The sequence below is a fragment of the Legionella tucsonensis genome, from assembly GCF_001468035.1.
GTDB lineage: Bacteria > Pseudomonadota > Gammaproteobacteria > Legionellales > Legionellaceae > Legionella > Legionella tucsonensis.
Genome location: NZ_LNZA01000001.1, coordinates 1,021,711 through 1,038,908 on the forward strand (window position 1 = coordinate 1,021,711; position 17,198 = coordinate 1,038,908).

Genomic DNA, 17,198 nt, shown 5'->3' on the forward strand with positions numbered 1-17,198 from the left:
CAGCTATATGGTTCAAAAAAATATCGATTTGTTTAAGCTAAATAAGTATCTTCACACATTAAATAAAATTAATGAAAATTAAATGATTTAAGATATTGACCTTGATGAAAGCACCTAGTATTATCTGCGCTCTGTCCTTGGGACGGGTTTTACGGGGTGTAGCGCAGTCTGGTAGCGCGCCTGCTTTGGGAGCAGGATGTCGGGGGTTCGAATCCCTCCACCCCGACCAAGATGCGCCCGTAGCTCATCTGGATAGAGCATCGGCCTTCTAAGCCGAGGGTAGCAGGTTCGAATCCTGCCGGGCGTGCCAGCCCAGATCTTGTTCATAAGAATTTCTGGTAAAAAGTTTTTATGGTGAGCGTAGCTCAGTTGGTAGAGCCCCGGGTTGTGATCCCGGTTGTCGTGGGTTCGAGTCCCATCGTTCACCCCATTTGAGAAAAAATGGTTTATCGCTAAAGATTTTATCTGAGTCTTTACAAGACCGAATTACTGATTGATAATCCAACCTGATTTGCGAAAGTGGCGGAATTGGTAGACGCACTGGATTTAGGTTCCAGCGGGGCGACCCGTGAGAGTTCGAGTCTCTCCTTTCGCACCATTACATTATAAATTCCAAGAGGTGAAATTGATGCAAGTTTCTGTTGAGACCCTAAAAGGTTTGGAACGTAAGGTAACAGTTTCTGTACCTTCAGAGAAAGTTGAGGAAGAAGTGAGCTTACGTCTCAAGAATCTTGCTCGCAAAGTTAAAGTTGATGGTTTTCGTCCTGGTAAAGTACCCATGCATGTTGTCGTCGGCCGTTACTCTCAAAGTGTTCGCGAAGAGGTTACGCGCGAGATGGTTCAATCCACATTATATGAAGCATTGCAAAAAAATGAATTGATTCCTGCAGGTTATCCCTTTGTAGAACCTGAACAAGTAGAGAAAGGGAAGGATTTTAAATATACTGCGACGTTTGAAGTGATGCCGGTATTTGAGATTGCTGAATTAAATCAAGCAGTAGTTGAACTAGCTCATTCAGAAGTAACTGATAAAGATGTTGAAAGCATGTTGGATAAACTTCGCGAGCAAAATAAAGAATGGCATGATGTATCTCGAACTGTCAAAAAAGATGACAAAGTCGTTATCGATTTTGAAGGCTACCTCGATGAGAAGCCTTTTGATGGAGGCAGTGCTAAAGGTCATGAATTAATTCTAGGCTCCGGATCAATGATTCCTGGCTTTGAAGATGGAATTATTGGTAATAAAAAAGAGAAACCTTTTGATATCAAAGTAACTTTTCCTGAGGATTATGGTCATAAAGAATTAGCAGGTAAAGAAGCTGTTTTCAAAATTACGATTCATAATGTAATGGAAGGAAAACTTCCTGAGCTTAATGATGAATTTGCAGCGAAGTTTAATATCAAAGAAGGCGGTATGGACGCGCTGAAAAAAGACATTAAAGAAAATATGACTCGTGAATTAGAGCGTCGCGTGAGCATGATGAACAGGGAAAAGTTGTTTGATAAATTAATGGAAGTAAATACTATTGAATTGCCAATGGCTTTAATTGACAAAGAAATCGAACATTTAAAACATGATATGTATCATCGTCTTTTTGGGCATGAACATCATGAAAATGAAAAAATCCCTGATTTCCCACGAGAGCTTTTCGAAGATCAAGCAAAACGACGTGTTCATCTTGGTTTACTCTTTTCAGAGTATGTTAAAAAGCACCAAATTGTTGCTAATAAAGATAAAGTCAATGCAATGATTGAACGATTTGCTAGTGCTTATGAAAATCCTGATGAACTTCGTGCCTGGTATCAAAATAGCAAAGAGAATATGGCTGAAATCGAAGCACTTGTTATGGAAGAAATGGTTGCAGATAAAATCGCTGAGGATGCAAAAGTTAAATATAAAAACAAAGATTATGATTCAGTAATGAATCCTAAACCAGCCACTGAAGCGGAAGAGAAAAAAGGAGAGTAATTATATGTCGGGCTATTCAGAGAACATAATTCGCAATGCCAGTGGATTAGTCCCAATGGTTATTGAACAAACCTCACGAGGTGAGCGTTCGTATGATATTTACTCGAGATTATTGAAAGAACGTATTATCTTTCTTTTGGGTGAAGTTGAAGATCATATGGCTAACTTGGTGGTTGCTCAGTTGTTGTTTCTTGAGTCTGAAAACCCTGAGAAAGATATTTCTCTCTATATTAATTCACCAGGAGGAGTCGTAACTGCTGGCTTGGCAATTTACGATACCATTCAGTTTATTAAACCCGATGTAAGTACTTTATGTATAGGACAAGCAGCAAGTGCTGCTGCCTTGTTACTTTGTGCTGGAACTGACGGTAAGAGATTCTGTTTACCAAACTCACGAGTAATGATTCACCAGCCTTTAGGTGGTTATCGAGGTCAAGCAACAGACATCGAAATTCATGCTCGCGAGACTTTAGCTGTAAGAGAGCGGTTAAATACTATTATGGCAAAGCATACTAAAAAGACACCAGATCAAATTATGCTTGATACTGAGCGTGATAATTTTATGAGCGCCACACAAGCTGTTGAGTACGGCTTGGTTGATAAAGTGCTTTATGATCGAGAGTCAGCAAGTAAATCAGAGTAATTATTTTTTCATTAAATTTAAAGAACTGAACTATAATGTATTGTCGCTTAGGTGCAGTGAAGCGGAACCTGGGTTTGTGGTTCAGATTTATCGGGTTCCGCTTCACTGCACCCAGGGTGAGGAGTGCGATAGTGGGTTCCTTTATGTTGATTCATTATTACTTCTTCGTATTTTGCTTTATTTTTAAAAATAATTGTACTGAATAACGGTGGCATATCTTTTTCTGATTGACTAATATTTTACATATATTATCTATTTTCCGATAATCGTTGTAAGAAGGGGTTTGGTTATGAGTAAATCCGGTAACGGAAGTGGTGATAAAATTTTGTATTGTTCTTTTTGTGGCAAGAGCCAACATGAAGTAAAAAAGTTGATTGCTGGTCCTTCTGTATTTGTATGTGATGAGTGTGTTGAACTGTGTAACGATATTATTCGTGAAGAAACCCATGAATCACATGAAGAGGCAGACGTACGCTTACCATCACCTAAAGAAATTTCAAATTTCTTAGATGAGTACGTCATTGGACAATCACATGCAAAAAAAGTCTTGTCCGTAGCTGTGTATAATCATTACAAGCGATTACAACATAAAAGTGAAGAGGGGGTTGAACTTGGGAAAAGTAATATTTTGCTTATTGGTCCAACTGGAAGCGGAAAAACACTTTTAGCTCAAACATTAGCTCGTATCCTCAATGTTCCATTTGCTATGGCTGATGCAACCACACTTACTGAAGCAGGTTATGTAGGTGAAGATGTAGAGAATATTATCCAGAAGCTTCTACAGAAGTGTGATTACGATGTAGATAAGGCGCAACATGGTATTGTTTACATTGATGAAATTGATAAGATATCACGTAAATCTGATAATCCTTCGATTACCCGAGATGTTTCTGGCGAAGGAGTTCAACAAGCACTTTTAAAACTGATAGAAGGTACAATTGCTTCAGTTCCCCCACAAGGTGGCCGCAAACATCCACAACAAGAGTTCTTACAAGTAGATACTTCAAATATTTTATTTATTTGTGGTGGAGCTTTTGCTGGATTGGAAAAAGTGATTAGAGAGCGAAGTGATAAGTCAGGTATTGGATTTTCTGCCCAATTAAAAAATAAAAAGGAAACCAGTGATGAAGTATCCAGGGTATTGAGTCAATTGGAATCTGACGACTTGATTAAATACGGATTAATACCCGAGTTTGTTGGACGGCTGCCTGTGGTTGCTACGTTACAGGAGTTGGATGAATCAGCTCTGATTGATATTTTAACTAATCCAAAAAATGCTTTAACCAAACAATTCCAGTCTTTATTCAAAATGGAAGGAGTGGAGCTTGAGTTTAGAGAAGAAGCATTGACAGCCATTGCTAAAAGAGCTCTAGAAAGAAAAATGGGTGCACGAGGCTTACGTGCAATACTTGAAAATATTCTTTTAGACACCATGTATGAATTACCTTCTCTTGAAGGAGTAATTAAGGTTGTGGTTGATGAGAATGCTGTAAATAATTCATCTAAACCCATTCTTATTTATGAACAGGATGGGATAAAGAGTGCAGCAGGTGGCCAAGAGTAGAATTTCTGCTCTTTATCTTTCCTACACTAAGTGTAGGAGAGATTCTTTAAGGAACTTTCTTAATTATAACGCTTTGATTTCTTGCAATAACTCTCCCTTCCTTTTAAATTATAATTTGGTAGTCACGTGAATAAAAATAAGCTTTCCGTTTGAATAAGGGTTCATTATGTCCACTGAAATTAAAGAGACTTCGAATGAGACAGAAAATCTGTCTAACATACCTGTATTACCATTAAGAGACGTAGTGGTCTACCCTCATATGGTTATTCCTTTGTTTGTTGGGCGAGGAAAATCAATTAAAGCCTTAGAGGCGGCAATGGTTGATAGTAAACAAATCTTTTTAGTAGCACAGAAAAAACCGTCGAATGATGATCCAACTGCTGCTGATATTTTCCAAATAGGTACATTATCTAGTGTCCTTCAGTTACTGAAACTGCCTGATGGAACTGTAAAAGTCTTAGTTGAAGGTGAAAAGCGTGCTAGAGCAAAAGAATACAATCAGGCTAAAGGCCATCTAGAAGCTGATCTTGAGATAATTGAAGATGAAAATAGAGCGGTACAAGAACCCGACATTGGCATTTTGATGCGCTCCTTAATGTCGCAGTTTGAGCAATACATTAAGCTGAATAAAAAAATTCCACCTGAAGTTTTATCTCCTCTTGCTGGTATAGAAGAACCTGGACGTTTAGCAGATACCATTGCTGCCCATTTAACATTGAAGGTAGATGATAAACAAGAATTACTTGAAACAAAGGATGTGGGAACTCGGCTTGAGCGTTTAATGTCAGCTATAGAGAATGAAATTGACTTGTTGCACGTAGAAAAACGCGTGCGAGGACGTGTTAAGCGGCAAATGGAAAAAAGTCAGAGAGAGTATTATCTCAATGAACAAATGAAAGCAATTCAAAAAGAATTGGGCGAGTTAGGCGAAGAAGGAAATGAAATTGAACAACTGGAAAATTCGATTAATAAAGCCGGTATGCCTAAAGAAGCAAAAGAAAAGTCGCATGCAGAGCTTCATAAGTTGAAAATGATGTCGCCTATGTCTGCTGAAGCGACTGTTATCCGTAATTATCTTGATTGGATGCTTTCAGTACCCTGGAAAAAGAGAACCAAAATTCAATTTGATTTGCTTAAGGCAGAAAAATTATTGGATAAAGAACATTATGGTCTAGAACGGGTTAAAGAACGCATTATTGAGTATCTGGCTGTTCAGCAACGTGTAAAACGCTTAAAGGGACCTATACTTTGTCTTGTTGGACCTCCAGGAGTAGGTAAAACTTCATTAGGACAATCTATTGCAAATGCTACTGGCCGTACGTTTATCCGTATTGCTCTGGGTGGTGTTAGAGATGAAGCAGAAATTCGCGGCCATAGAAGAACATATATCGGGTCAATGCCAGGAAAGATTATTCAGAAACTGTGTAAGGCTGGTGTAAAAAATCCGCTAATTATGCTGGATGAGGTGGATAAAATGGCTATGGATTTCCGAGGAGACCCAGCTGCAGCTTTGCTCGAGGTCTTAGACCCCGAGCAGAACCATACGTTTAATGATCATTATCTTGAAGTAGATTATGACTTGAGTGACGTTATGTTTATTGCAACAGCAAACTCCCTGGAAATTCCTGCTCCATTATTAGATAGAATGGAAGTGATTCGACTTGCAGGATATACAGAAGATGAAAAAGTAAACATTGCTGAGAAATATCTTGTACCGAAACAAGTCGTCTTGAACGGCCTGAGTAACAATGAAATACATATTAGTGAGGGTGCGATTCGAGATGTCATTCGTCACTATACTCGTGAGGCTGGTGTACGTAATTTAGAACGCGATATTGCTAGTGTTTGCAGAAAAGTCGTAAAAGAAATTTTATCGAACAAAAAAGTAAAAAAAATGACTGTAACTACAAGCAATGTTGAAAAATATTTGGGTGTAAAAAAATTCCGATATGGTTTGGCTGAAGAGTTTGACCAAGTGGGACAAGTTACAGGTTTGGCTTGGACAAGTGTTGGCGGCGAATTATTAACAATTGAGGCATCAATGATGCCTGGTAAAGGCAAGGTGACTCACACAGGTCAACTGGGTGAAGTCATGCAAGAGTCCATTCATGCAGCGATGACGGTTGTGCGAAGCCGAGCTAAAAAATTTGGTTTAGCCGATGATTTTTATGATAAGAATGATTTTCACGTCCACGTACCCGAAGGGGCTACACCAAAAGATGGTCCAAGCGCAGGGATAGGTATGTGTACCGTATTGGTTTCTGTAGTGACCCAGATTCCTGTGAAAGCGGATGTGGCAATGACAGGCGAAATAACGCTAAGAGGGCAGGTGTTGCCAATTGGTGGTCTTAAAGAGAAGTTATTGGCAGCTCATCGAGGTGGAATTAAGCATGTTATTATCCCTGAGGAAAATGTAAAGGACTTGGAAGAGATTCCGGATAACGTTTTGCGTAAGCTAACAATTCACCCTGTTAAGACTATAGAACAGGTGTTGGAGCTGGCTTTACAACGCTGTCCTTGGGTAGAAAAGCCAACAAATGTACAATCTGAGACTATAGTGGGTAAAAGATCAAAAAAAATTAAAAATAATGATTTACATACCCATTAATTAGAGGTATATTTCGTTTCGTAGCCCGCTACTAGCGGGCATTTCAAGGAAGTAACTACTCGACCGGTTAGTTTAATGAGTTCGATTAAATTAACTTAGAAGTATGGAAGATTAACAGTATAGGGGAAGCAATGAATAAGAGCGAATTAGTTGATGCTATAGCAAGTGGTTCGGGTTTAACTAAAGCTGACGCAAGCAGAGTTCTCGAAACTTTTACTAGTACTATTACTGATGCTTTAAAAAGTGGTGATCAAGTAGTAATACCTGGTTTCGGTTCTTTTTCAACAGGCAATCGTTCAGCAAGAACAGGTAGAAACCCACAAACTGGTAAAATTATTCAAATTAAAGCGTCACGAGTAGCCAAGTTTAAAGCGGGTAAAAACCTGAAAGAAGCAGTGCAAGAAGCATAAGTTTTCAGGGTGCTTAGCTCAGCTGGGAGAGCATCGCCCTTACAAGGCGAGGGTCGTAGGTTCGATCCCTACAGCACCCACCAAGAAATGGAGTGGTAGTTCAGTTGGTCAGAATACCGGCCTGTCACGCCGGGGGTCGCGGGTTCGAGCCCCGTCCACTCCGCCAGATTAACGCGCTGAAAGGCGCGTTTTTTTTATCTGGATGAATGCTTACTTCAAAATTTTATTTCCTTCTCATTTTTACTTGTTTTTAAGAGAAAGATTGGATGATGAAAAAGGTAACATACTCACTTCACTCTAATTTCTGGCTAATTCAGGAAAGAAAAGTTTTGCTGAATAGGTGAACGTTTTTTTGTTTTGATTTTTTTCAGTCTGGGTTATAATCAGCCCTCGCTAAATCAAAAATGCTATATTTATTAATACTATGGATCTCGTGACATGTTACAAAAGTTAAATGAACGCATACAGGGTGTTGTAGCTTGGTTGGTGGTTATCTTAATCGGTATTACGTTTACACTTTTTGGTGTAGATTATTATCTGCAATCACATCAAACAACTAACTCCAAGGTGCTCGTCAATGGAACTCCTTTAACAATACAATCATTTGAAAACAATTACAGACGTGCCCGCTCCATGCAAGATATTGAACAAATGACTGCTGCTGATGAAAAAAAGTTGCAAAATCAAGTCTTAGATCAAATGATTACTAACGAGGTTTTAGTACAAGCAGCTCTTAATAATGGGTTTGATGTGAGCTTGAACCAAGCCGATGCAGCAATTTTGAGTATTCCTCAATTTCAGGAAGATGGCCATTTCTCGGCTCAAAAATATCAGCAAGCACTAAGTGCCGCTTTATTCACTCAATCAAGTTTTCAAAATGAAGTGAAACAGGGAATGCTACTAAATCAGCAGCGATTTGTTTTTATGGGTAGTTCTTTTGCTTTACCCGATGAAATTGATCGCTTTGTGAGTTTGTACATGCAAAGTAGAGACTATGATTATTTAACTATTCCTGTAACGCACTTCGAAAAAGATATTCATGTTTCTCCAAAGGAAATTGCAAATTATTATAAGATGCATAAAAAAGAATTTATGGCGCCAGAAAAAGTCAGTTTAGATTATGTCACTTTATCGATGCATGATATTAAAAATAAGATAAAAATATCTGATGATGATGTAAAACGGTATTATGAAGACAATCAAAATAGCTATTTAATCCCCGCAAGTTGGCAAGTGGCACATATTTTATTCGCTGTTCCAGAGAATGCGAGTCAATCTGATTTGGAAAAGATTCAGCAAAAAGCAAACGATGCATATCAAACATTACAGAAAAATCCAGAGCAATTTGAACATCTTGTTTCACAGATGTCAGATGACAAGCTTTCAGTAATAGATAAAGGCGTGCTTCCCTGGATTACTGCGGGGCAAAATAATTACAATCAAATTTTATCTCATTTAACTAAGCCAGGACAGATTTCTCCTCCTGAAAAAACAAAACATGGATATGAAATTTTTAAATTAATCGCATATAAGCCTGTTTCAGTAAAACCTTTTCCCGAAGTGGCCTCATCGATTAAAGAGCAACTGATTGCTGAAGCGGCCCAAACAAAGTATACGCAAGCGATGGAACAATTGTCTGATTTAAGCTATCAATCTCCAGATTCTCTCCAGCCTGTAGCAGAAGCTTTGAATTTAAAAATTGAAAAAACCCAGCCTTTTTCAAGATTAGGTGGCACAGATAATATTACAAAAAACACACAGGTAATCAATGCTGCATTCAGTCATGATGTTCTTGATTTAAACAATAACAGCGAACCAATACAAATTGATAATGATTCGCTGGTAGTTGTAAGGGTCAATCAACATTGGGATGAAATGGAGCAGTCTTTAGAAGCTGTTCACGATCAAATTAACAAAATTTTGATTAAAAAAATTGCTGAAGCTAAAGCAAAAGAAATTGGAAAGAATTTATTAAATCCAGTTGAGGATAAGCAACAACAAGAATTGATTGACAATAACCATTTATCATGGAAATTAGTAGCTAGGTCTACTCGTGACAATGATAAGGTAGATACGAATATAAATGATATGGCATTCAATTTATTACGGCCAGAAAGCCGTGATGGCCTTGTCATGCCAAATGGTGATTATGTTGTTGTAAGATTGAAACAAATTTATGATGGGAAATTAAGTACATTAGACAGGGAGCAGCAAGATAGCTTAATTCAACAAATAGAAGCAAGCTATGGCATGATGGATTATGACTTGTATGTAAAAAGTTTAATTAATCGCGCACAAATTGTGAGGCACTAGGTTTATAGACAAATGTGCTAACTTATTTATTTTTTTAAAATTAATATAATAAGGCTGGGATAGCAAAGTTTGTCTACGTAACCTAATATATAGGAGTATCGCTATGCCTGATTTAAGCAAGAAGTTTACTGATCTTAAATTAAAGCAATTATATGGTCATGTACTAAGTCATTATCAAAATTGTGTTAATCGCGGCTTAGATGTTAATGCTACGTACAATGAAATGTTTCTCGCGGTGCAATATTCTCTAGAATCACCATGGAGTCAAAGCCCACTCGCTAAATTGGCCCCAGCAGAGAAATTAAAAGTATATGCCGCTTTTAATGCACTATTTAACGCGTTACCTTTGTATCAAGGAATGCAGCCTTCTCAGCAAAGTACATTTAATCCGTTAACGCCTCAGTTTAATCCAAAGGCTAAGTATGTGATTAATAGTTATAATTATTATGGTTATCAAGATCCAACGCTTCTTGATTGGTTAATTCTAAGTTCCATAATCAACTCCCACAATCATTCATATCATCACCATGCGGGCACTGATTCCTGCTGCTGGCCTTCTAACCACCATGGCCATGATTCATCTTCAAGTGACGATTTGGCTAAATTGATGGCAGCCTTGCTTCTGATCCTTATGGCTTTGATTGCTGTCGTTTTAGCTTTTATTGCTTTGTATTATATGCTTAATGAATTTGCAAACAGCATTGAGCGTTTTTGCTATGGTGAAGGCTGGCTAAAGGGCGCATTAATGTTCGCTACTTCTATTGGATTTGGTGCAGGTTCAGCTTTTTTAACGCTTAATTTTGGAGCTGCACCATTAATTGCTCTTGCGGTAGCAGCAGGGATTAACCCTGTTGGTGTAGTGATTGCTGGAGCTGTACTGCTTACTATCATTGGAGCAGGTATTGGATGTTTTGCGATGAGTATGTTGTATGATACGCTTAATAAGTCAGTGAATAATGAGTCTATGGATCCATCAGACCCGGAACGATTTAGATTAACTGCCTCAGAAGAAGCTTTTTTGAGAGATGAGAAAGGTCTGGATCCCATAATCGTAAGATGCGCGATGGTTGCCTTGCGTGCGGAAATGGCAAAATTGTTAGGGAACGAGAAACCAATACCTTCCTTTTTCTCGCGTTATTTTAGTAAAGAGAATGAAAAGGTCCAGGAGCTATTAGAAAAATTACGACATTTACGTAAAGGGGATATCAATATGGTTCAAGTAGGGGAGCTGAATTTTGATTGCAGACTCCCTCAAAGGGTATATATCCCAAGTTACTATAATCCGATTAATGATACACCATCTACATATTCTGACATTCCACCTCCATATTCTGGATCGTATACAAGAGTTTATCCTTCCGCCCCTGAATATGCGTAGATGATTTAAACCGAGTAAAGTATAATTCTTTACTCGGTTTAAATCATTGGTTTTCATAGCATTAGTGTTCAAACTATTCAATAGAAGTAAAAGGAAACATGCGTTTTAATACATTATCTTTGCAAATGAAATGATGATATAAAGCTGCAAGGAAATGAATTCCTACCAGAATGAGGATTAAATAGGCAATCGCTTGATGCGTTGAAAACATAATACTACCTAAATAATCATTCTTTGAGATAAGGCAAGGGAGAGTAAACCAACCAAAAAAGTTAATAGGTTTTCCACCAGCACATGTTAAAAGGTAGCCAACTATGGGCATGAGTATTATAAGAATAAAAAGAGTATGATGGACTGCTTTTGAAGTAATGTATTGCCATCGTGGCTGAGTTATTGATGGAAGTGGTTTGATACTTATAATATGCCAAATAAAAAATAAAATTCCGAGTAATAAAATAGTAAATCCTACTGATTTGTGCAGCATTATATAGAGTGCTGTGAGTGGTGAGTTATCGCTAAGAGACCAGACAAAATAAAATTGGGCGATAATTAAAATAAAGATTAACCAATGCAATAATTTTGTCACACTGCCAAAACGCTTTAGTGTATTCCTCATCATAGAGCTTTCTCCATTAATTCCTATATAATGCTACTATATCAATGAGTTAAATAATATCAATAATGAAATTATTTGCTTTGATATTGAATTAAGAAGGTGATAAAGAGGTGGAGCAAGATTTTGGCGGAGAGACAGGGATTCGAACCCTGGGAAGGTTGCCCTTCAACGGTTTTCAAGACCGCCGCATTCGACCGCTCTGCCATCTCTCCAGGCGAGAATACTATCCTAACAACCTTGGTTTTGCAAATATTTTTTTAATGTTCTAGACAATTACAAGTAATTTTTTTGATATTGTTTTTATTCTTTCCATTTTTCAAAAAAAGCAGAAGAATGTTCGCAAAATAAATAGTCCTAGGTATAATGTTCCAAATTTTTGTGGCTGTTGTTGCGGATACAACAGATATATATATTAGATAGGTGTAGTTTATGAAACGAATTCAAATGTTGTTCCTAGTAGGTCTTATCGTCTCTTTATCTGCATGTAAGACATGGTGGGGTAAAGACGATGAAGATATTAATCCTTACAAAGGAATGACTGCCGAGCAACTTTATACGGAAGCTCAGAAAGATTTACGTAAAAAAGAATATGCAACAGCAATAAAACATCTTGAAGCAATCGAAACAATGTATCCATTTAGTGATTATACTGAGCATTCACAGATGCAATTAATTTATGCTTATTATAAAAATGAAGACTATCCTTCGGCTGCCGCTTCTGCGGAACGATTTATCCATCTTTACCCAAGGGCTAAGAATGTTGATTATGCTTATTACATGCGTGGTATGGCTAATTTCCAACAAAGTCGCGGGGTTTTTGCAAAATTTTTACCTCTAGATGAATCATGGAGAGATCCTGGTACACAAACTCAGGCTTATTCTGATTTCGGTGTTCTGATTCAAAAGTTCCCTGAGAGTAAATATAAAGCAAATGCGCTACAGCGTATGGTGTATTTGCGAAATATGTTTGCCCAACATGAATTGAATGTTGCGACATTCTATTTTAAACGCAAGATGTATGTTGCAGCAATTAATAGAGCGAGTTATGTAGTGAAAAACTACCCACAAGCTCCAAGCGCAAAACAGGCTTTAGTGGTTATGTATGATGCGAATATGGCGTTGGGTTTTAACCAAGCTGCTGAGGAAGCATTAGTGGTTTACAAAGCAACTTATCATACCTCTAAAATGCAACATATAGTATCTAACTAATCGGCCTAGAAGAATGCGTAACAGGTTATGGTGGATTTTTTACATTATTTGGATGTGCATTGCCTGGATGGAGTTCCGTAGGACCTGAACAGGGGTTTCACGGCCTTACACCTAGGCTACAGGTGGCTCTGTGATTGGAGCGATTTTCCTCCAAAATGCACCCAATACAAACCTTCCTTGGTAGATGGTGACTTATTACGAATAAAGCTTGAACGTCAACCTGGATAGAACTTATAATACCCAGGTTTTATTGTGTATAACCCTTTATATAACCTCCACTAACTTAGGTTCTTTTTCTTTTATTGCGAGTGCCGCTAAAAGATCATGAGTCAATTCGCGTAATTCTCCGGATAATAAAGTAAATGCTGCGTCGCGTTGTTGATATTCTTCATCAAGTTGTTTAATTTCGTTAAAGTCATCAAGAAGATAATCAAGACTTTTGAGCTTTTTGAATGCAAAGTCATGAGTTAGAGTAAGCTGAATTCTTTCTTTCCAGATTAAAGAAATTTCTGCGGTTGCCATACCTTGCGATAATAAAGTTAAAATTTCCTCTGCTGGTAGCTCATAACCTTTACAGTGCACTCGTTTTTTTTCATCATCAAGAGAAAAAAGCAAACAATCAGACGCTAATTGAAAATGATTGGGGAGGGTATTGGGTGAATGAATCCACTCCGCAAAGCGTAAAGCCAGATTTTCTGTATGTGTTAATGGTTCAATCGAAATACCTGCTACGGACTTACGCAAAAGAGAGGTGAGTTGTGATGCTTGATTATTACTGGAAGCATTAACGATAATTCTTTTGCTGGCACTATCAAGGATAGCGAGCATCCTTTTTTGGATACAAAATGATTTTGGCAATAATTCAAACTCAATATCTTCGGCCATTTGCGCTTTTTCTGCTCGTTTAACTGAGCGACCTTGTTGGGTTTCAAGTATTTGTACTTTTTCGGCAAGTATTTTGTTAACCACGCCCCGTGGGAGCAAACGCTCTTCCTTGCCCATACAAATCAGCGAGCTTCCTGCAACCTCCTGAACCATTTCATCTGCAAAAGCAGGAAGCCAGCCATAAACAAAGCGAGCATGAGGAGGACAAGGTTTTAGAATATTTTCAGCTAGAGATGCTGTTAAATCACAAGATTCATCCAGCTCATATTGATAGATCAGTGCATTGTTAAACCACATAAAGAACTCCTGAGATTACATAATATAATAGGTACCGATTGCCATTGTTCTGTTGTACGGTAGTTTATAAAATTCGATATTTAAATTGGCGGAATAATTGCGTATCAGAAAGGAAAACAACTTCTCTTGCCAATAAAAAGTTAATGTTTTTTTTGATTTTGACGCGGTAATATTAGGAATTTCTACCATATATGTAATGCGATCAACATTTAATTTAAAAGGAAAAAGATTTTTGTTAGAGGCTCGCTCCAAAGCTCTGGGTATAGAAATAGTTTCCATAAAACCATAATGCAGGGTGAGGTTGAACACTTTTTCATGCAAACATGTAATTTCATAACGCTGGCTGTAATGTATGTGTGGGGTATTATCTACAACATAATTAAGAATAAGTACGCGTTCAGGAACTGCCCGACTTAATTTAAGAAAATGCAGGAAACTGCCTCCGCTTTTATCATATACATCGGTGATAAAAACTGCTGTCAAATCGGTGAGTTGATTTAAACTTTTATATTCTAATTGCTTGAGAATCTTAGAAATATCATCCTTATTCATATAATAATTTTCACGTAAGTATTCCAGGCCAAATCTCCAGGTATACATAATGGTAGCAATGAGTAAAGCAAAAATAACCGGAACCCAACCACCAGTCAAAAATTTATGTAAATTTGAACCAAGAAATGCTAAGTCTACGATAAGAAAAAAGCCAAATATAAACATGACCGTATATTTTGACCATCTCCAAATTGATATTGCAGCATAGGCAACCATCACATCAATGAGAAGCATGTCTGCATTCACAGCAATTCCGTATGCGTGAGCAAGTCTATCTGAAGTTTGGAAGGCAATACAAAAAGTTAATGTACCAATAAACAAGATAAAGTTAATTTGCGGTACATAAATTTGCCCGGAAAACTCCTTGGATGTTTGTACTATAGGTATACGAGGACATAAGCTGAGCAAAACCGCTTGCTTTGTCAAAGAAAACGTAGCTGTAATTACAGCTTGTGAGGCAATTATCGTGGCAATCGTAGCAAGAGCAATCAAAGGAATATAAAACCATTCAGGTGCAATCATGTAAAAGGGATTGCTGATTGCATCGGGATTTAAAAGTAAGTTCGCTCCTTGACCAAAATAATTTAATATCAGACAAGGAAGAACAACTGCAAACCAACCAGCACGTATAGGATTTTTCCCAAAATGTCCTATATCTGCATAAAGTGCTTCACCTCCGGTGACAACAAGAAAAATGCCGCCTAATAACAAATATCCTTTTAATCCTGTATCACGCATCAGATCGAATGCGTAATAAGGATTGACTGCAGTAAGCACGATAGGGTTTTTAGCAATTTGTATGATGCCAAGAATTGCAATAGTAAGGAACCAAATCAATATAATTGGTCCAAATAGATTTCCTATGCTTCCAGTTCCACTTGCTTGTAATGTGAAAAGAAGAAGCAGAATAATTACAGCTATAGGCAGAATAAAGGGCGTAAATGCATGCGAAAGAGTACTAAGACCTTCTACGGCACTGATTACAGATATAGCTGGCGTCAGCATTCCGTCACCTAAGAGTAATCCAGCTCCAAAAATTGCAATGATATAAAATAAAGGCGTGTATTTAGTACTTTTATACTTCATTAGTGCCAAAAGAGCGAGAATTCCTCCTTCACCATCGTTATCTGCCCGCAAAATCAAAATTAAGTATTTGAGTGAAATAATAAGAATCAAACACCAGAAAATAAGTGACAGTACCCCTAAAATATGTAATTGAGTAATAGGGATATTATCCAATGTTACTTTTAAGGCGTATAGGGGGCTTGTACCAATATCCCCAAATACAACGCCTAATGCTCCTAAAGTGAGGCCATAAGAGAACTTTTGTGTATTTTCCATATCTATTACCAGAATACGTTGCTAAATGTAATAGCAAAAAGGGAGATAAAGAGTTTTTTCATATTTGTTATACTGTTCCTAACTTTTATTTTTCCACCAGTTTATTGGGGGGAACTGCTTTCTTAGGTTTTACAAAATTATGAACTATTGCAGGTCTAGCGTTCTTTGTGTAGATTAGCCGATTTTTGTTCTTTGGGAAATAGAAAATGAATGCAAAAGTTATTTTGCTTGCAGCAAAACAAAATACTGTACTACGTGGTCATCCGTGGATATTCCCTAAGGCTATTGCAAAAACTCATGGAAAATTAGTTACAGGATATTTGATTGATATTTATAATGCAGACGAAGAGCTTATTGGTGTAGGTGTTTATAATGAGCACTCTCTTTATAGAGTTAGGGTCTTGGCTCTTGCTAATGAATCCATCGATATCAGTAACTTACATACCTTGATTACACATCGATTATTCCAAGCAAAGCAAGTAAGGGAATGTTTAAATCTGCCTAATGAGGAAACTACTGCTTATCGATTGTTTAATAGCGAAGCAGATGGACTTTCTGGTTTAACAATTGATCGGTTTAATCAAACTTGCGTTGTTGCAAGCTCCGCTTATTGGGTTGAGCTCAATCGAAAAATTATCATCCAAATATTACAAAATTTATTTCCTCAAGATCAAATTCTATGGATATCGCAAAGTAAACCCTTGAGTCAAGATGGCTGGAAACATATTATCCTACAAGAGCAACATTATAAAACTCAGGCTCTTGAGGCAGGGGTTATTTACGAGGTTGAATTTGCTCAGGCACAGAAAACAGGCTTGTTTCTTGACCAACGAGAGAACCACCAACGTATTGCCCAGTTATCCAAAGGAAAGAGCGTATTAGATCTTTATTGTTATAGTGGTGGCTTTGCATTACATGCTGCTAAAGCAGGGGCCTTAAAGGTGACAGCGGTGGACAGCTCTACTCAAGCAATAACTCAAGCTAAAAAAAATGCGGCATTAAATGATGTGCATCAAATTGAATTTATCGAGGCTGATGCACGTGAATATTTAAGAAAAGCAGGGAATTATGAGCTCGTTGTCCTCGATCCTCCTAAGTTGGTTCCATCAAAGCAACATGTTGAGCGTGCTAAAAACTATTATCGGTTTTTACACCGCGAGGTATTTAAGTACATGAAATCAGGTTCCTTATTAATGACGTGTAATTGTTCTTCAGCGCTTTCATCTCAGGAGTTTTGTTCTTTGGTTAGTCTTCAAGCTGGAGCAGTAGGGAAACAAGCACGTATTTTAGGTATTTATGGCCCAGCAAGTTGTCATCCTACATTAACCGCTTTTCCAGAAGGAAATTATCTTACTGCGATTTTATTGGCAGTTGTATAATAGATTTCAATGTAGCCTGGGCGTGCTGTGCTGC

The 17,198-nt window shown here is 37.7% G+C and carries 12 protein-coding genes and 7 tRNA genes; 15 read left to right on the plus strand and 4 right to left on the minus strand.

The window, feature by feature from the left end; all coding sequences use genetic code 11:
- The first annotated feature begins 152 nt into the window (after positions 1 to 152).
- The 13 genes from Ltuc_RS04365 (at position 153) to Ltuc_RS04425 (ending at position 10,885) form a co-directional block, all read left to right on the plus strand.
- Positions 153 to 229, plus strand: a tRNA-Pro gene (locus tag Ltuc_RS04365).
- A 4-nt stretch (positions 230 to 233) separates the two neighbouring features.
- A tRNA-Arg gene (locus Ltuc_RS04370) sits at positions 234 to 310 on the plus strand.
- Positions 311 to 354: 44 nt separating this feature from the next.
- Positions 355 to 430 (plus strand) — tRNA-His (locus Ltuc_RS04375).
- An 83-nt stretch (positions 431 to 513) separates the two neighbouring features.
- Positions 514 to 598: transfer RNA gene (locus Ltuc_RS04380), tRNA-Leu, on the plus strand.
- Between the two features lie 30 nt (positions 599 to 628).
- Positions 629 to 1,969 (plus strand): trigger factor, encoded by a 1,341-nt coding sequence (gene tig, locus Ltuc_RS04385; RefSeq protein WP_058520101.1) that lies wholly within the window; start codon positions 629 to 631, stop codon positions 1,967 to 1,969.
- Between the two features lie 4 nt (positions 1,970 to 1,973).
- Complete coding sequence (clpP, locus tag Ltuc_RS04390) at positions 1,974 to 2,612, plus strand: ATP-dependent Clp endopeptidase proteolytic subunit ClpP (RefSeq protein WP_058520102.1); 639 nt, start codon at positions 1,974 to 1,976, stop codon at positions 2,610 to 2,612.
- A 289-nt stretch (positions 2,613 to 2,901) separates the two neighbouring features.
- Positions 2,902 to 4,176 (plus strand): ATP-dependent Clp protease ATP-binding subunit ClpX, encoded by a 1,275-nt coding sequence (gene clpX, locus Ltuc_RS04395; protein WP_058520103.1) that lies wholly within the window; start codon positions 2,902 to 2,904, stop codon positions 4,174 to 4,176.
- A 166-nt stretch (positions 4,177 to 4,342) separates the two neighbouring features.
- Positions 4,343 to 6,784 (plus strand): endopeptidase La, encoded by a 2,442-nt coding sequence (gene lon, locus Ltuc_RS04400; RefSeq protein ID WP_058520104.1) that lies wholly within the window; start codon positions 4,343 to 4,345, stop codon positions 6,782 to 6,784.
- Between the two features lie 131 nt (positions 6,785 to 6,915).
- The gene (locus Ltuc_RS04405) at positions 6,916 to 7,194 is read left to right on the plus strand and encodes an HU family DNA-binding protein (RefSeq protein ID WP_058510057.1); all 279 of its coding nucleotides are present in this window, start codon (positions 6,916 to 6,918) and stop codon (positions 7,192 to 7,194) included.
- A gap of 7 nt (positions 7,195 to 7,201) precedes the next feature.
- Positions 7,202 to 7,277, plus strand: a tRNA-Val gene (locus tag Ltuc_RS04410).
- Between the two features lie 6 nt (positions 7,278 to 7,283).
- Positions 7,284 to 7,360 (plus strand) — tRNA-Asp (locus tag Ltuc_RS04415).
- Between the two features lie 272 nt (positions 7,361 to 7,632).
- Positions 7,633 to 9,507, plus strand: coding sequence for a SurA N-terminal domain-containing protein (locus Ltuc_RS04420; RefSeq protein WP_058520105.1), 1,875 nt, complete (start codon positions 7,633 to 7,635; stop codon positions 9,505 to 9,507).
- 103 nt (positions 9,508 to 9,610) lie between these two features.
- Positions 9,611 to 10,885 (plus strand): hypothetical protein, encoded by a 1,275-nt coding sequence (locus Ltuc_RS04425; RefSeq protein ID WP_058520106.1) that lies wholly within the window; start codon positions 9,611 to 9,613, stop codon positions 10,883 to 10,885.
- Between the two features lie 73 nt (positions 10,886 to 10,958).
- On the opposite strand, the gene Ltuc_RS04430 is transcribed toward Ltuc_RS04425, so the two are convergent.
- Complete coding sequence (locus Ltuc_RS04430; RefSeq protein WP_058520107.1) at positions 10,959 to 11,504, minus strand: cytochrome b; 546 nt, start codon at positions 11,502 to 11,504, stop codon at positions 10,959 to 10,961.
- A gap of 121 nt (positions 11,505 to 11,625) precedes the next feature.
- Positions 11,626 to 11,713, minus strand: a tRNA-Ser gene (locus Ltuc_RS04435).
- Positions 11,714 to 11,930: 217 nt separating this feature from the next.
- Here Ltuc_RS04435 and Ltuc_RS04440 point away from each other — a divergent pair.
- Positions 11,931 to 12,710 (plus strand): outer membrane protein assembly factor BamD, encoded by a 780-nt coding sequence (locus Ltuc_RS04440; RefSeq protein ID WP_058520108.1) that lies wholly within the window; start codon positions 11,931 to 11,933, stop codon positions 12,708 to 12,710.
- A 264-nt stretch (positions 12,711 to 12,974) separates the two neighbouring features.
- Here the strand turns inward: Ltuc_RS04440 and Ltuc_RS04445 are convergent, their stop codons facing one another.
- Both Ltuc_RS04445 and Ltuc_RS04450 read right to left on the minus strand, forming a co-directional pair.
- Complete coding sequence (locus Ltuc_RS04445; RefSeq protein ID WP_058520109.1) at positions 12,975 to 13,892, minus strand: recombination-associated protein RdgC; 918 nt, start codon at positions 13,890 to 13,892, stop codon at positions 12,975 to 12,977.
- 15 nt (positions 13,893 to 13,907) lie between these two features.
- A complete protein-coding gene (locus Ltuc_RS04450; RefSeq protein ID WP_058520110.1) occupies positions 13,908 to 15,785 on the minus strand; it encodes a potassium transporter Kup in 1,878 nt (625 codons plus the stop codon).
- A 206-nt stretch (positions 15,786 to 15,991) separates the two neighbouring features.
- On the opposite strand from Ltuc_RS04450, the gene Ltuc_RS04455 reads away from it, so the two are divergent.
- Positions 15,992 to 17,164, plus strand: coding sequence for a class I SAM-dependent rRNA methyltransferase (locus Ltuc_RS04455; RefSeq protein WP_058520111.1), 1,173 nt, complete (start codon positions 15,992 to 15,994; stop codon positions 17,162 to 17,164).
- Positions 17,165 to 17,198 lie beyond the last annotated feature (34 nt).

Bases quoted from the DNA above. Each gene is read 5' to 3' on its own strand.
- Ltuc_RS04445 (WP_058520109.1), bottom strand. From the start codon at position 13,892: ATGTGGTTTAACAATGCACTGATCTATCAATATGAGCTGGATGAATCT.
- lon (WP_058520104.1), top strand. From the start codon at position 4,343: ATGTCCACTGAAATTAAAGAGACTTCGAATGAGACAGAAAATCTGTCT.
- Ltuc_RS04440 (WP_058520108.1), top strand. From the start codon at position 11,931: ATGAAACGAATTCAAATGTTGTTCCTAGTAGGTCTTATCGTCTCTTTA.
- tig (WP_058520101.1), top strand. From the start codon at position 629: ATGCAAGTTTCTGTTGAGACCCTAAAAGGTTTGGAACGTAAGGTAACA.
- Ltuc_RS04430 (WP_058520107.1), bottom strand. From the start codon at position 11,504: ATGATGAGGAATACACTAAAGCGTTTTGGCAGTGTGACAAAATTATTG.
- Ltuc_RS04420 (WP_058520105.1), top strand. From the start codon at position 7,633: ATGTTACAAAAGTTAAATGAACGCATACAGGGTGTTGTAGCTTGGTTG.
- clpP (WP_058520102.1), top strand. From the start codon at position 1,974: ATGTCGGGCTATTCAGAGAACATAATTCGCAATGCCAGTGGATTAGTC.
- Ltuc_RS04425 (WP_058520106.1), top strand. From the start codon at position 9,611: ATGCCTGATTTAAGCAAGAAGTTTACTGATCTTAAATTAAAGCAATTA.
- Ltuc_RS04455 (WP_058520111.1), top strand. From the start codon at position 15,992: ATGAATGCAAAAGTTATTTTGCTTGCAGCAAAACAAAATACTGTACTA.
- clpX (WP_058520103.1), top strand. From the start codon at position 2,902: ATGAGTAAATCCGGTAACGGAAGTGGTGATAAAATTTTGTATTGTTCT.
- Ltuc_RS04405 (WP_058510057.1), top strand. From the start codon at position 6,916: ATGAATAAGAGCGAATTAGTTGATGCTATAGCAAGTGGTTCGGGTTTA.
- Ltuc_RS04450 (WP_058520110.1), bottom strand. From the start codon at position 15,785: ATGGAAAATACACAAAAGTTCTCTTATGGCCTCACTTTAGGAGCATTA.